General features: G+C 66.5%; 13 protein-coding genes. 7 read left to right on the forward strand and 6 right to left on the reverse strand.

Translation table 11 applies throughout. The features are described from left to right. The first annotated feature begins 69 nt into the window (after positions 1-69). Complete coding sequence (locus IWX75_RS01840) at positions 70-1,266, forward strand: TerC family protein (protein WP_196820539.1); 1,197 nt, start codon at positions 70-72, stop codon at positions 1,264-1,266. 34 nt (positions 1,267-1,300) lie between these two features. Beyond that, complete coding sequence (gene murJ, locus IWX75_RS01845) at positions 1,301-2,845, forward strand: murein biosynthesis integral membrane protein MurJ (protein WP_196820540.1); 1,545 nt, start codon at positions 1,301-1,303, stop codon at positions 2,843-2,845. A 30-nt stretch (positions 2,846-2,875) separates the two neighbouring features. Here murJ and IWX75_RS01850 read toward each other — a convergent pair whose 3' ends face one another. The 4 genes from IWX75_RS01850 to arsB form a co-directional block, all read right to left on the reverse strand. Further along, positions 2,876-4,075 carry a carboxylate--amine ligase gene (locus tag IWX75_RS01850; RefSeq protein WP_334684035.1) on the reverse strand — a complete coding sequence of 400 codons (1,200 nt, stop codon included), beginning with the start codon at positions 4,073-4,075 and terminating at the stop codon, positions 2,876-2,878. Between the two features lie 237 nt (positions 4,076-4,312). After that, a complete protein-coding gene (locus IWX75_RS01855) occupies positions 4,313-5,749 on the reverse strand; it encodes an FAD-dependent oxidoreductase (RefSeq protein WP_196820541.1) in 1,437 nt (478 codons plus the stop codon). 78 nt (positions 5,750-5,827) lie between these two features. Further along, a complete protein-coding gene (locus IWX75_RS01860; protein ID WP_334684036.1) occupies positions 5,828-6,295 on the reverse strand; it encodes an arsenate reductase ArsC in 468 nt (155 codons plus the stop codon). A 2-nt stretch (positions 6,296-6,297) separates the two neighbouring features. Further along, positions 6,298-7,425, reverse strand: coding sequence for an ACR3 family arsenite efflux transporter (arsB, locus tag IWX75_RS01865; protein ID WP_334684037.1), 1,128 nt, complete (start codon positions 7,423-7,425; stop codon positions 6,298-6,300). Between the two features lie 112 nt (positions 7,426-7,537). On the opposite strand from arsB, the gene IWX75_RS01870 reads away from it, so the two are divergent. Further along, positions 7,538-7,903, forward strand: a complete 366-nt coding sequence (locus IWX75_RS01870; protein ID WP_334684038.1) for an ArsR/SmtB family transcription factor — start codon at positions 7,538-7,540, stop codon at positions 7,901-7,903. A 19-nt stretch (positions 7,904-7,922) separates the two neighbouring features. Then, the gene (locus IWX75_RS01875) at positions 7,923-8,351 is read left to right on the forward strand and encodes an arsenate-mycothiol transferase ArsC (RefSeq protein ID WP_196820543.1); all 429 of its coding nucleotides are present in this window, start codon (positions 7,923-7,925) and stop codon (positions 8,349-8,351) included. 33 nt (positions 8,352-8,384) lie between these two features. Here IWX75_RS01875 and IWX75_RS01880 read toward each other — a convergent pair whose 3' ends face one another. Together IWX75_RS01880 and IWX75_RS01885 are read right to left on the reverse strand one after the other, a co-directional pair. Then, a complete protein-coding gene (locus IWX75_RS01880) occupies positions 8,385-10,022 on the reverse strand; it encodes an ABC-F family ATP-binding cassette domain-containing protein (protein WP_196820544.1) in 1,638 nt (545 codons plus the stop codon). A 107-nt stretch (positions 10,023-10,129) separates the two neighbouring features. Further along, positions 10,130-10,990, reverse strand: a complete 861-nt coding sequence (locus tag IWX75_RS01885; protein ID WP_334684039.1) for an alpha/beta fold hydrolase — start codon at positions 10,988-10,990, stop codon at positions 10,130-10,132. Positions 10,991-11,175: 185 nt separating this feature from the next. Between IWX75_RS01885 and IWX75_RS01890 the strand changes: the two genes are divergently transcribed. The 3 genes from IWX75_RS01890 to IWX75_RS01900 all read left to right on the forward strand — a co-directional run bounded on the left by IWX75_RS01890 (position 11,176) and on the right by IWX75_RS01900 (position 15,185). Further along, the gene (locus tag IWX75_RS01890) at positions 11,176-12,495 is read left to right on the forward strand and encodes a M20 family metallopeptidase (protein ID WP_196820546.1); all 1,320 of its coding nucleotides are present in this window, start codon (positions 11,176-11,178) and stop codon (positions 12,493-12,495) included. A gap of 27 nt (positions 12,496-12,522) precedes the next feature. Next, positions 12,523-14,148: an AbgT family transporter gene (locus IWX75_RS01895; protein ID WP_196820547.1), complete on the forward strand. Its 1,626-nt coding sequence runs from the start codon at positions 12,523-12,525 to the stop codon at positions 14,146-14,148. Positions 14,149-14,237: 89 nt separating this feature from the next. Further along, positions 14,238-15,185 carry an ATP-grasp domain-containing protein gene (locus tag IWX75_RS01900; RefSeq protein WP_196820548.1) on the forward strand — a complete coding sequence of 316 codons (948 nt, stop codon included), beginning with the start codon at positions 14,238-14,240 and terminating at the stop codon, positions 15,183-15,185. Positions 15,186-15,206 lie beyond the last annotated feature (21 nt).

Genomic DNA, 15,206 nt, shown 5'->3' on the forward strand with positions numbered 1-15,206 from the left:
GCGCCAGTTTAGGCCGGACGCACTAGCGTTAGGGATAGAAACCGACCGCATCACCAAGGAGACCGCAGGATGGAAGTACCCTTTTACGTCTGGACACTCACGATCGTGGGAATCGTAGGATTGCTGCTGTTCGACTTCTTCTTCCATGTCCGGAAGGCCCACACGCCCACCCTGCGGGAGTCGGCGATCTGGTCCTCCATCTACGTCGGCCTCGCCCTCGTGTTCGGTGTGGGAGTCCTGATCTTCGGCGGTCCCACCATGGGCACCGAGTACTTCGCCGGGTACGTCACCGAGAAGGCGTTGTCGGTGGACAACCTCTTCGTGTTCCTGATCATCATGTCCACCTTCAAGGTGCCGCGCGCGGATCAGCAGAAGGTGCTCCTGTTCGGGATCGTCTTCGCCCTGATCGCCCGCACCGGATTCATCTTCCTCGGCGCCGCGCTGATCAACAGCTTCGCGTGGATCTTCTACATCTTCGGACTGATCCTGCTGATAACGGCGGGCAACCTGCTGAAGCCGCACGCCCACTCCGACGACGGCCAGACCCTCATGGTCCGCCTCGCGAAGCGCTTTCTCCCGGCCTCCGAACACTACGACGGCGACAAGCTGTTCACCGTCGAGAACGGCAAGCGTGTCCTCACCCCCATGCTGTTGGTCATGGTGGCCATCGGCGGCACGGACATCCTCTTCGCCCTGGACTCGATCCCCGCGATCTTCGGCCTCACCCAGAACACCTTCATCGTCTTCACCGCGACGGCGTTCTCGCTGATGGGCCTCCGTCAGCTGTTCTTCCTCATCGACGGACTGCTCGACCGCCTGATCTACCTCTCGTACGGGCTGGCCGTTATCCTCGGGTTCATCGGCGTGAAGCTGATCCTCCACGCCCTGCACGAGAACAACCTGCCCTTCATCAACGACGGCGAACCGGTGCCCGTCGTCGAGATCAGCACAGGACTTTCCCTCAGCGTGATCCTCGGCGTCCTGCTGATCACCGTCCTCGCCTCCGTCTTCAGCCCGAAGGGCAAGGCGAAGAACGCCGTCTCGGGCGCGAAGCGCCACGCGGAGGAGTACCTGGACCTCAACTACGAAACGGACATCGCAGAGCGGGACAAGATCTTCGAGAAGATGTGCGCCGAGGAAGCCGAACTGAAGAAGCTCCCCGAGAAGTACAAGCGCCTCATCCGCAACGAAACCGAGTTCCAGGATCTCATCCGGCAAGCCCATCATGAGCACGATCGCGCCCTCGAACGTGAACCGGGCCGCTAGCCGTCGATGAGAAGCACAACCACACCGGCCCGGCATGGCGGCAAAAGCCATCGCTAGGCAAGGAAGCGTCTCGCGCGCCGCGGTTCTTGTCACTGCGCTGACAGCGATCTCCACCCTGTTCGGTTTCCTCCGCGACGTCGTGATCGCTGCCGTCTATGGCGCGGGTGCCAGCCTTGATGCCTACCTCGTGGCGCAGGGGCTCATGAACATCGTGCTCGGGCTGATTGCCTATGCCATGGCCCGCTCGGTCATTCCTGTCACGGCGCGTGAAGCGGCAGCCGAACCGGACGGCTGCAAGGGGCATTCGGGTTTCGATGTGGCGCTCACCGTCACCATGGTGGTCCTCGGGCTCGGCGCAATAGTGATGGGGATCTTCGCCGGCCCCGTGACGTCCCTCATCGCCCCCGGCTTCGAGGGAGCCCAATTCGAATTGACCCAGCAGTTGACGCGCATCGTCCTCGTCGCCACGGTCCTCATCGCGGGCACCGACCTGCTGGCTGCGGTGGCGCAGGCTCACGGACGGGTGGTGTGGTCATCCCTGCAGGGCGTTCCCTTCAACATCATCATGATCGGTGCCGCGGGGGTCTTCGGACCCCGATACGGAATCTCCGCGCTCGCCGTGGGCTTCGTCGTCGGGTCGGGAGCACGGCTCCTGCTCCAACTACCACCGTTGCGTGCACTGGGAACGCGGGTACGGCCGAGGCTGGCTCTCCGGGACCCGGGTTTCCGGGAGATCGCGCGCCTGGTGCCGCCGCTGCTGGTCGGCAGCGCCATCGGGAACATCAACACCCTGGTGGACCGGGCCGTCGGGTCCACGCTCGAGGAGGGCGCGATCACCGCACTGTCCTACGGCTGGCGGCTGGTCAACCTGCCGGAAACCCTGCTCATCGCCTCACTTCTGGTGCCGCTGTATCCGGCCCTCAGCGCGGCGTCGAAGGATCCCACCGAAGTGCGGCGGCTGGTGGGCCGCGGCCTCGCCGTGACGGTGACCGTCCTCGCTCCGCTGTGCCTGATCCTCGCCCTGGCGGCCGCTCCCCTTGTCGAACTGGCCTATGGAAGGGGGGCATTCGACGCCGAGGACGCTGCAGCCACCGCCACTGCTGTGATCTGGTACGCCCCCGCGCTCATCGCGCTCGGGTGCCGCCAGGTGGTGGTGAGCGCGTCCTACGCCGTGGGTGACTCGAAGGCGCCGGTGATCGTCGCGGTGGTGGCAATGCTGGTGAACGTGGTGGGCGACATCCTGTTGGCCCCGGTCCTGGGGATCGCGGGAATCGCCCTCGCTACGAGTGCGTCACTGCTGGGGGCGGCGCTCCTGAACGGCTGGCTGCTGCACCGCCGTCATGGAGGGCTCGACGCCGGTGCCGCGGCAGCGCTGGTCGGTCGAGCGGCGCTGCTGGCCGTCGTCGCCGGAGGAGCCGGTCTCGTCGTGGCCCAACTGCTGGACGGCCGGCACCCCGCTGTCCTGGCCGGTGCCATCGGGGTAGTCGTGGGGGGACTGTACGTGCTCGGGCTCATGGTCCTGCGCGCACCGGAACGTCACGTTCCCTTCGACATGCTACGGGCAGCGCGGCGCAAATAGTTCCCAGCGGTGCGCCCGGGGGAGCAGGAGTCATTTCCCGCGCGCAAAGCGTCCCATCGCCAGGTTCAGCGTGGGACCGACGTCCCGGGGATCCCAGATGCTGTGCTGGGCCCTCCGGGACCACGCCAGTGTATTCACGACGTCGGCGACCAGGCCCCCGCGGCGCTCCACGGACGCGCGGCGCAGGTCCCCGGCCAGCCAGACGTAGCGCACCCCGGGCCGAGCGTCATCGAGGGATGCCACCGACTCGCCGAGCAGGAGCCGGCCCCACATGTCCGTCAGTCCCGGCCGTGCGGCGTTGGCCAGTGCCATGGAGCCGAAGAACCGGCCGTTGAGGTCGATCAGGTAAGGCACGCCGTCGTCGCCGGTCAGGAACTGAAGCTCTACCAGGCCGTGCCACCCCAGCTCGGAGAGGAGCGCCTCGACCTTGCGCGCGAGCTCCTCATCGACCGGAATGGTCTCTGCGCGGGCCGACGCGCCGTTGGGGGTGGGCCACAGCCTCGTGGACACCTGCTGGGTCCTTCCGCTGAGGCGCCCCTCGTGGAAAACGCCGATCAGGGCGCCGAGGCCGCCACGGATGACCTGCTGGAGCACCGGCTGGGCCCCCGCCTGACGGATGCGCTTGATCTGGGGCAGGGCAGCAGCGATATCGGGGAAGAGCTTGGCCTCGATGCGGTGCGGCCGCGTCTGGCCGGGGGACCAGTGTTCGCGGCACTTGACCACCACCGGACCCCGCCAATCCCGCACCGACTGGTCGGTCGCCAGCTCGGTGGAGGGAGCAGCGAGCCCCACCTTCGCCGCATACTGCGACAGCCGCACCTTGTCCAGGGCGGCTTCCACTACACCCGCATCGGGATGGGCCACAAGCGTCGGTATCTCGGCGCGATATTCGGCAAGGGCGGCCATCCAGTCGTCGCCGCCGCCGAAAACGACGTCGTAGGTGCCGGCTTCCACTGCCTCGCGGACGCCCTCGATGAACGCGGATCCGTTATGCCGCGGCCGGGGGACCAGGTGATGGGCGTCGCAGGCACGCGAGGCGCCCAGCATCCCGCCGGAATCGGGCGTGCCGACGCCGACGAACCAGCCCGCCTGCCGGAGGGACCGGGCTGCAGCCAGCGCGCCGCGGTCGCGACCCGTGCCCACGATGAGTGCCCTCCGCCGCGCACGGCCCGCGGGGATGTCCTGCAACGCGGGGTCGGCTGCGGGCACCTCGTCATCGGTGTTTCTCAACTCGAACCTCAAAATAGTCTTGGTACTGCTTCTGGTGCACAGCATCAGCCGGCGATTGACGACGGGCCACCCCTGCCCAACCACAACGCTATCGGGAAAACATGAGAACTGCTCTCACAATCGGCTCAGGCGCGCCGATGCAGTCCACCGGCGACGGAGGCTGGAGTGGGTGATTGACGTCGGGAAGCTTCTGGCCGCGGGCATCGATCCCGCGTCTGCGGTGGCTGCCCGTGGCTTCTAGTAGTCGGCGTCGCTTGAGCGACCGTGGGCTGTTCCTGTGGGGAAGCCGATGCCGACCAGCTGCGGCCCGGAGCAACAATCCGTCCCGGTGCCCTTCTCCGGCACCTGATCGGTCGTTCCCCCGGCCGTGCCGCAGGAGTTGGAGGCGACGGGTGCGGGCGCGTCGCATGAGCCGCCGAGGTCCGTACTGCAGACCCCGGTTTCGGGCAGCTCGAGCTGTAGGCGGGAGGCATCCGCGTGATTCCCCGCGATGGAGGCGACCACGGAGCGGACCTGTTCGTAGCCGGTGGCGAGCAGGAACGTGGGGGCGCGCCCGTAGCTCTTCATCCCGACGAGGTAGAAATCCTTTTCCGGGTGGGCGAGCACATCGGCACCGTGGGCGGGAACGGTTCCACAGGAATGGAACTCGGGATCGATCAACGGGCCCAGAGCGCGGGGGGCTTCGACGGCGGGATCGAGCTCGAGCCGCAGTTCACGCAGGATTCCGAGGTCGGGGCGGAAGCCGGTGGCCGGGACGAGGGCGTCCACCTCGAAGGTCAGCTGCCCCGCGGCAGTGGAGGCAGTGACTGCCAGGGCCGTCCCACTGACGTCCAGTGCAGTGATGGTGCAGGAGGTGATCAGCTCGACGACGCCGTCGTCGACCAGCGCCCGAAGGCGGCTACCGAGTGCCCCCCGGGCGGGCAGTCCGTCGAGGTCCCCGCCCCCGTAGAGGCGGTCCGCGGACCCGGTTCCCCGGACCGCCCACAGGATCGAGGTTCCGGGAGCGGCTTTGGCAACCTGGCCGAGGTTGATGAGCGTATTGGCGGCCGAGTGTCCTGCACCGACCACCAGAACCCGTCTGCCCGCGAACCTGGTGCGCTGCTCCCCGGTCACATCCGGCAGGGGTTCGGTGATGAAATGCGCCGCGGAGTCCTCGCCCAATGCTGGTAGGCCCGCCTGACCCAATGGGTTGGGCTGGCTCCAGGTGCCGGATGCATCGATGACGGCCTGCACCAGGTGGTCCCGGACGCCGTCGGGCCCTGTGACCCGGATCAGGAACGGTTGCTCGTCGCGGTCCTTCGTGCGGGTCTTGTCCATCCCGAGCCGGGTGACCGCCAGAACCCTCGTCCTGAAGTGCAGCGACTGGGCTATGGCCGGAACGGCTGCCAGGGGTTCGAGATAGTCCTCGACGAGTTCCCGCCCGTACGGCAAGGCGGTAGGGCGGGGCTCCGACCAGCCCGTGGGTTCCAGGAGCCGCCGGGCCGCGGGATCCACGTTGTACTGCCAGGGGGAGAAGAGGCGGATATGCGCCCACTGCCGGACAGCGGCGCCTACCAGGGCGCCCTGTTCGAGAACCAACGGAGTCAGCCCGCGTTCCAGCAGGTGCACAGCTGCTGACAGTCCGATCGGGCCGGCTCCGATCACGGCTACGGGAAGTGCTGTTCTCTCACGCATGGGGCGTTCTCCTCGATGGATGGTGACGGTACTGGGGGAGTCTCGGAGCAAGCCAAGGGGACGTCGATCCGCAGGTGCCTACGGGTGGGCGGGCGCCTCGGCCGGCAGCAGTTCGGAGATCAGTTGCTGGATCCGTGTCCTGATTTCGTCCCGGATTGGGCGGACGGAGTCGACGCCCTTGCCCGCGGGATCCTCGAGCACCCAGTCCTCATAGCGTTTGCCGGGGAAGTAGGGGCACTCGTCCCCGCAGCCCATGGTGATGACTACGTCGGATGCCTTCACGGCGTCGTCAGTCAGGATCTTCGGGGTTTCGGCGGTGATGTCGATCCCCTCCTCGGCCATCGCCTCGACGGCCGAAGGGTTGATCTGGTCGGCGGGCTGTGAACCTGCCGATCGGACTTCGATGCGGCCCTCGGAAAGGTGGCTCAGGAATCCGGCGGCCATCTGCGACCGGCCGGCATTGTGGACGCAGACGAACAGGACGGACGGTCTGGCGGTCCCGGCGGCGTCGGTTGGCATGGAGGCCGGAGTGCTGGATTCAGTCATGGTTATACCTTCGTGGTGGCAGGATCAACGATCCCGGGCTGGGTGGCGGTATCGGGGGTGGGAAAGTACCTGGTGCGCGCCCAGAGGGCGGCGTAGACCAGTGCAACGAGGACCGGCACTTCGATGAGGGGACCGACGACGCCCGCGAGGGCCTGACCCGAGGTGACGCCGAAGGTGGCAATAGCGACGGCGATCGCGAGTTCGAAGTTGTTGCCCGCCGCAGTGAAGGCGAGGGTGGTGGTGCGGGCGTACCCGAGGTCGAGGAGCCGCCCTAGCACCATGCCTGCGGCGAAGACGAGGAGGAAGTAGGCCAGCAGCGGCAGTGCAATCCGGGCGACGTCGAACGGGTTCGAGGTGATCTCGTCCCCTTGGAGCGCGAACAGCAGGGTGATGGTGAACAGCAGGCCATAAAGCGCCCATGGCCCGATCTTCGGGAGGAAACGCTCCTCGTACCACTGGCGGCCCCTGGCCTTCTCACCAATAGTTCGGGTCAGGTAGCCCGCGAGCAGCGGGATGCCGAGGAACACCAGGACGCTGGCGGTGATCGCCCAGAAGGAGAACTCGGCACTGGTGGTCGGCAGTCCGAGGAGGTTCGGCAGCCACTGCAGGTACACCCAGCCGAGGGCTCCGAAGGCGAGGACCTGGAAGACGGAGTTGAGGAAGACCAGGACCGCTGCGGCTTCGCGATCTCCGCAGGCGAGGTCGTTCCAGATCATCACCATGGCGATGCACCGAGCGAGGCCCACGATGATCAGCCCGGTGCGGTATTCGGGCAGGTCCGGCAGGAAGATCCAGGCCAGCGCGAACATCAGGGCCGGCGCGGCCAGCCAGTTCAGAACCAGCGAGCTGATCAGGAGCTTGCGGTCCTTCAGGACCGTTCCGGTTTCGTTGTACCGGACCTTCGCCAGGACCGGGTACATCATGATCAGCAGTCCCACCGCGATGGGCAGGGACACATTGGCGACTTTCACCGAGTCCAGGGCTTCGGCGATGCCCGGAACGAAGCGGCCAAGAAGCAACCCGCCGACCATGGCGGCGATGATCCAGAGCGGGAGGAACCGGTCGAGGGTCGAAAGCTTCCCCCGGACGGTTGTCTCGGGGCGTGGGCCGGATAGGGAGTCGGTACTCACCGTGCTCCTTTCTGCGGGGAAAGATCGCCCGCCGTCACATACATTGATCGATATCGATACCGAGTATGGTGAAAAACATCGACGGTTGTCAATGTCAGTGCATAATGGTGGCATGACCACTATGTCCCAAGCCCGCCCTGAGGGGTCGGTCGCCGAACCTGCGCCCTGCTGCACGCCGTCGGGATCACCGGCAATGAGCGCTGCGCGGGCTCTGGAACTCTCGAAGCAGTTCAAGGCGATCGCGGATCCGAACCGGTTACGCCTGGTCTCCCTGATCTCCTCCAGCGACGGGAGTGAAGCGTGCGTCTGCGACCTGACCGAGCCGCTCGGTCTCGGGCAGCCGACGGTGTCCCACCACCTGAAGATCCTGGTCGACGCCGGGATCCTGCACCGCGAGAAGCGCGGTGTGTGGGCCTACTACTCCCTCGTGCCCGGGGCGCTGAACACCCTTGCGGGGGTCCTCAGCGAATCGCACTGACTCAGGAAGTGAGACCTGTATGAGCTACAAAGCCGCCAAGCCCGCTGTGCTGTTCGTGTGCGCCAAGAACGGGGGCAAGTCCCAGATGGCAGCGGGGCTCATGCGCAGCGCCGCAGGGGACTCCGTCACCGTCGCGTCTGCGGGAACGAAACCCGGCGCTGCCATCAACCAGCTCTCGGCCGAGTCCCTGGCGGAGGTCGGAGTGGACGTGAGCGGCGAATTCCCGAAAGCTGTGACGGTGGAGGCCCAGCAAGCGGCCGACGTCGTCGTCATCCTCGGGGCTGAAGCCCAGCTCGATGAGATCGAGGGAACCCGGTACGAGCGGTGGGAGACCGACGAACCGAGCACCCGAGGCATCGAGGGGCTGGAGCGGATGCGACTGGTCCGCGACGACATCGACGAACGCGTCAGGGTGCTCCTCGGTCAGTTCAGGAAACAGGCGGGTTGAGCTGCCGCTGATCGGCGGCCAACAGGTCTCTTCCTACCGGATCCGCACCGAACCGCTATCGACCTCCCAGCGGGCATCCAGACGGACATCGGCGAGGAGCCGTCGGTCGTGGGTGACCAGCAGCAGTGCGCCGATATAAGTCTCGAGCGCGTCCTCGAGCTGCTCGATCGCCGGCAGGTCGAGGTGATTAGTCGGCTCGTCGAGCACCAGGAGATTCACCCCGCGCGCCTGCAGCAGTGCGAGCCCGGCCCGCGTTCGCTCGCCGGGGGAGAGCGAGCCGACGACGGCGCCCACCTGGTCGGCCTTCAGCCCGAACTTCGCCAGCAGCGTCCTTACTTCGGCCTGCGCGAGGTTCGGGACTGCAGCCTCGAACGCATCTCCGAGCGGTGAACCCTCCGCCAACTGGCCGCGTGCCTGGTCGATCTCCCCGACCGCCACGTTCGAGCCGAGGGAGGCGGTGCCGACGTCGGGCGGTTGGTGGCCCAGCAGCAGGCGGAGCAGCGTCGACTTTCCTGCACCGTTGGGCCCGGTGATCCCGATTCGCTCCCCGGCGTTGAGCTGGAGTGATACCGGCCCGAGGGTGAAATTGCCCTGCGTCACCGATGCGCAGTTGAGGGTGGCCACCACGGAACTCGAGCGCGGCGCGGAGCCGATGCTGAACTGCAGCTGCCATTCCTTGCGCGGCTCCTCGACCTCCTCCAGACGGGCGATCCTCGACTCCATCTGGCGCACTTTCTGCGCCTGCTTCTCTGATGACTCCATGCTGGCCCTGCGCCGGATCTTGTCATTGTCAGGGCTCTTCTTCATTGCATTGCGGACGCCCTGGGAGCTCCACTCCCGCTGCGTGCGGGCCCGCCCGACCAGCTCCGACTTCTTGTCGGCGAACTCCTCGTACGCTTCACGCGCATGGCGCTTCGACACGGCACGCTCCTCGAGGAAGGCGTCATAGCCGCCGTCATACACCGCAACCCTGTTCTGTGCCTGGTCGAGCTCCACCACCGTGGTGACGCAGCGGGCGAGGAACTCACGGTCATGGGAGACCAGCACGGCGCCACCCCTCAGTCCCAGCATGAACTCCTCGAGCCGCGCCAGCCCGTCGAGGTCGAGGTCGTTGGTCGGTTCGTCGAGCAGCACCATGTCGAACCGGCTCAGCAGCAGGGCAGCGAGCGCCACCCGAGCCAGCTGGCCGCCCGAGAGTGCGGTGGTCGGCGTCGCGGGATCGATGGCCTCGGCCACGTCGGCCAGGACGGCGGGCATGCGTTCATCGAGGTCGGCTGCGCCGGAAGCCATCCAGTGATCGAGCGCCGCAGCGTAAGCGTCGTCCGCCCCCGATGCCCCGGAACCCAGTGCCTCCGCCGTCCGCTCCATGGTGACCGTCGCCGCCGTCGCGCCGGTGCGGCGCCCAAGGTACTGCGCCACCGTTTCGCCACCTATCCGCTCGTGCTCCTGGGGGAGCCAGCCTACGAAGGCGTCGGTCGGAGTGGTGCTGACCGACCCTGCGAACGGGGAGTCCATGCCGGCCAGCAGTTTCAGTAGTGTCGACTTGCCGGCGCCGTTCGGGCCGACCACGCCCACCACATCCCCCGGCGCAACCGTGAGGTTCAGGTTGTCGAACAGGGTCCGGTGTCCGTAGCCGCCGGACAGTGCCTTGGCCACGAGGGTTGCAGTCATTGCTCCATTTTAGGCAGTGGAATGCCGCCGGTTGACCGGGCTGGAACTGTGCTCCCAATGGGCATTCCCGGATGCCTCCATGGTGGCCGGTGCATGTTGCTGGAGTGTTACCGGGGCGTTATGTCCCTGTTGGGCGGTGAATCGAGTCCCAGGGGGTGGCGGCTGAGGAAGTCCGCCAGGGCAGCCGCAAGTGGTGCCGCATGGGTGATGGCGAGTGAATGATCCGCTCCGGCAAGCACCACGTTTTCGGCGTGGGGTAACCAGCGCAGCAGAAGTTGCCGTACTTCCGCGAACCACGGTCCGCTGTTGCTTCCGCCCACGTACAGAACGGGCTGAGTGACCCGTCGAGCCTCTTCGGTCCCGAACCGCCAGCCGAGGAGGGCGGGGATGTCAGCGGTGAAGAATGTCTCGGCGTCGCGTTCTACGTCAGTGGCATGTCCGGCACCGTGCTGTTCGAGGTCGGTTCGCCAGGCAGGTCCCATGAGACGGGTCAGGAAGCCATCGATTGCACGTGCCGGCCCGCGGCGGCGGTAATCCTCGATGAGCAGTCCACAGGCGGCCACGAACTCAGTGGCTGCGGGGGTGTGAACCGGGGGCGGCTCGATGAGGCACAGGCTCTGAACGGCCCCCGGAGCCGATGCCGCGAGTTGCAGGGCCACTGCAGCGCTGTAGGACACTCCGACTACATGCGCTTTCCCGATACCCAGGGTTCGCAGCAGGTGCCGGCAGTCCACTGCGTCGCGCTCTATGGACCCGGCTCCGCGAGCGGGGCTGCTCCCTCCATATCCACGGCGATGATAGAGCAGAACCTCGTACTTGTCGGCAAGATCGGCCTGGACGGAGACGGGCAGGAACTCGTCGCGGGTGAGGGCGGTCTGAATCAGAATCACTGGATCGCCACTGCCCCGGATCCGGGTGTCCAGTACTCCGTCCAGTACGCGAATGGGAATCCACTCCCGTGGAGCCATCGTGACCCTCCCGTTCAGGCCTTCCGTGACGCCCAGCGCGCTGCCAAGCACAAGTATGCAGTCGATGAAGGCCACAGTGAAGCCGATGCCGGGTCGGGTTTCATGCGAAGGGACAGGAGAAGCTTTGTTACCCCGGATTTACCCGGCACGCTGCCTTCCGGGCAATAGTTGCCTAAGCTACTCAGATGACCGAACCCACAGTTCCGGATCCCGCGTACCTTCAGCAGATCGACTCCGAGACACGACGACTGCTGGGCGCCGCCACAGTTCAGGAGTCTCCGTTCACCGGTGCGCCTGCGGACCTCGTGACGGAGGTCGAGCGAGCGGTCAACGAATTATCCGGTGAACTGGACTCCGTGGTCCACACCCTGCACGCCCATCCTGAGACGGCGTTCCAGGAACACGCCAGCGCGAAACTCCTTCACCAGATCCTCACGAACCGAGGAATCGAGGCTCAACTGGGAGTCCACGGGGTGGAAACCGCAGTGCGGGCCGAGGTTGGGGACAGCTCCCGGGGCAGGACGATCGCCGTGCTCGCCGAGTACGACGCCCTGCCGGGGATCGGCCACGCCTGCGGCCACAACGTCATCGCCGCGGCGGGCATCGGAGCGTTCCTCGCTCTCGCGGCCGTGGCCGACCAGCTCCCCGGACGGGTGGTGTTCCTCGGGACGCCCGCTGAGGAAGGCCACTCGGGCAAGGAGATCATGGCCCGTCACGGGGCCTTCGACGACGTCGACGCCGCCATCATGGTGCACCCCTACGGTTATGACCTCGCGGACCAGGTGTGGCTCGGCCGCCGGCTGCTCACCATCACCTTCACCGGCGTCGAAGCGCACGCCTCCGCCCAGCCGTTCATGGGACGGAACGCGCTCGACGCCGCCAACCTCACCTACCAGGGCATCGGGCTGCTGCGGCAGCAGCTGCCGCCGTCGGACCGGGTGCACAGCAACATCACCGAGGGTGGCCAGAGTCCCAACATCATTCCCGGCCGCGCGGTGATGAAGCTCTACGCCCGCTCCAAGCACCCCGAAACCCTGAAGGATCTCAGTTACCGGCTCGAGGACGTTGCCCGGGGCGCCGCCCTGATGACCGGCACCGGCGTCGAACTGCTGTGGGACGAGCATCCGCCGTCGCTGCCCATCCGCACCAACGATGCCCTGACCGGCCGCTGGGTCGCGGCCCAGCAACGGCGCGGGCGCTCACCGCTGCCGCTGGGGGTCGTCTCCGAGACGCTCGCCGCCTCCACGGACTTCGGAAACGTCAGCTACCGCGTTCCGGGCATCCACCCGCTCATCCGCATCGCCGACCCCGGGACGGCTCTCCACACCGAGGGCTTCGCCGCAGCGGCGAACACCGAGGCCGCCGAGCAGGGGGCGTCCGACGGCGCAGCGGGCCTTGCGCTCACGGCGCTCGACTATCTGTGCGACAAGGACCTGCAACGCACGGTGCATGAGGAGTTCGAATCCTCGGGCGGCGCCATCGACGTCCCCTCCTATTTCAACTGACCCGCGATCCGCTAGGAGTACGTGCCCGTGGCATCACCTGCAGAGACCCGAAGTAGTGTGACCGATCGCTTCCTGACCGGTGTGGAGAAGGTGGGGAACAAGCTTCCCGACCCCTTCATGCTGTTCCTGATCCTCTTCAGCATCACGGCGGTCCTGACCACCGTCATGGCGTGGGCCAACGTCACCGTGCAGATTCCGGGAGCGGAGGAGGTCACCGCCATCAAGGGCCTCTTCACCGCGGAGGGGCTGATCTGGCTGACCCAGAACCTCGGCGCCAATTACCTCGGATTCCCGCCGCTGGCCACTGTCCTGCCGATCCTCCTGGCCGTTGGTGTGGCCGAGAAGTCGGGCCTGCTGGCGGCGCTGATCCGCAAGGCCTTCGGTTCTGCCCCGCGCTGGGCGCTGCCGTACGCCGTCGGCGCCGTAGGCGTAACGGGCTCCATCATGTCCGACGCCGCCTTCGTCGTCATCCCGCCCCTCGCCGCCCTCGTCTTCAAGGCCGCGGGACGACACCCCGTGGCCGGCCTGCTGGGCGGATTCGCCGCAGCCGGCGCCGGCTACTCGACCAATATCCTCGTCACGAGCCTCGATGCGCTCTTCGCGGGAATCACGACAGCGGTCACCGAGACCCTGCCCAATGCCGGCTCCGTCGTGACCCCGGTGTCGAACTACTACTTCAACGTGGTGTCCTCGATCGTCCTGATGCTGATCGCAGGCTTCATCATCGACAAGGTCCTTGAACCGCGGCTGGCTCGCCAAGGTGTGCCCGTCGATGAGGTGCACGACGACGACGACGAGGCGAATGGCGGGACGGTCGCCGGCGCGACTCCCGGGGCGAAGTCCGCCGGCGCATCCAGACCGGTCATCACGCTGAAATCGGAGCTTGAGCCTGTCGAGGCGCGTGGCCTGAAGTGGGCCCTGATCGTGGGCGCGGTGGTCGCCGTCGTCATCGTTCTCGCAGTGGTTGTTCCCGGCTCACCGTGGCGCAATGAGGAGGGCGGATTCCTTCCGAGGTCGCCGCTGCTGAGCTCGATCGTCTTCATCGTCTTCACGCTCTTCACCGTGCCGGGCCTCGTCTACGGGAAGGTGGTGGGCACGATCACCACGGGCAGGGACGTACCGCGCGTCATGGGTGAGGCCATCAAGGACATGGCCGGCTTCCTCGTGCTGGCGTTCATCCTGGGGCAGTTCATCGCCCTGTTCAACTGGTCGGGAATCGGCCAGTGGATCGCCGTCGCCGGCGCCGGCGGGCTGCAGGCCATCGGGCTCACCGGGTACCCGGCAATCCTCGCCTTCATCCTGCTGGCGTCGATCCTGAACCTCTTCATCATCTCCGGGTCCGCGATGTGGACCCTGATGGCCGCCGTATTCGTGCCGTTGTTCGTTCTGCTCGGGTATGAACCGGCCTTCATCCAAGCGGCATTCCGTGTGGGCGATTCCGCAACACAGGTCATTACCCCGCTGAACCCCTACATGATCGTGCTGCTGACCATGCTGCGTAAATACGAGCCGCAGGCAGGCCTCGGTACCCTCATGGCGCGCATGCTGCCGTTCGTTGTACCGTTCTGGCTTGCGTGGGTGGCAATTCTCAGCGTGTTCTTCGTGCTGGACCTTCCGTTGGGGCCGGGCAACGGCATCTTCATCGGCGGCTGAGCCGGAATAGGTGCCCGGCACTCCGGGTTGTCGGTAACGATGCCCTTTTCGCCACTTGATTCAACCGCTTTCCGACCGGGAGGAAACCCGTGACCACTGTCTACGCCCTGCACGAGAACCCCGAATGGTTCCCGCCGTTCGCCCGAGCCTTCGAGCAGGAGGGGGTCGACGTCGTCGAGTGGCTCCTCACCGACGGTGTGCTGGACCTCGACTCCGCGCCTCCTGAGGGAATCTTCTGGTCCCGCATCAGTGCCTCGGCGCACACCCGTGAGCACCATCTGTCGAAGGACTACGCACGCTCCGTCCTGTCCTGGCTGGAGTCCCACGGGCGCCGGACGGTCAATGGGCGGCGCGTCCTCGAGCTCGAAATGAGCAAGGTGGACCAGCTGACGGCGCTGCGTGCAGCCGGTATCGATACCCCCCGTACGGTTGCCGCCATCGGCCGTGAGCGCATCGTCGAGGCGGCGAGGGACTTCCAGGCTCCGTTCATCATCAAGCACAACCAGGGCGGTAAGGGTCTCGGGGTGCGGAAATTCGAATCGCACGACGAGCTCACTGCCTACGTGGATTCCGCCGAGTTCGAGGAGCCGCAGGACGGCATCACTCTGGTGCAGGAATTCATCCACGCCGCCGAGCCGTTCATCACGCGCGCCGAGATCGTGGGTGGGAAGTTCGTGTACGCGATCAAGGCCGACACTGCGCGCGGTGGGTTCCAGCTCTGCCCGGCGGATGCCTGCGCCATCGACCCGGTGAGCGGCAAGCCCATCATGCCGCCCGGGGCGACGATCGAGCCCGAGCCCGGCCAGCAACTCTTCAGCCTCCGGGAGGACTTCGACCATCCGATTCTTGCCCGCTACGAGGAATTCGCGCGGCGGAACAACCTTGAGGTGTGCGGGATCGAGTTCATCGAAACGGCGGATGGCCGGGTACTCACCTATGACGTCAACACGAACACCAACTACAACGCGGCCGTCGAAGCCGTCGCACCGCGGTCGGCTCCCCGGGAGCTGGCGAAGTACCTGAAGGCTCTCGGGTAGCACCCGCAGCCCGCCTGAAGG

The sequence above is a fragment of the Arthrobacter sp. CAN_A6 genome (genome assembly GCF_015751715.1).
GTDB lineage: Bacteria > Actinomycetota > Actinomycetes > Actinomycetales > Micrococcaceae > Arthrobacter_D.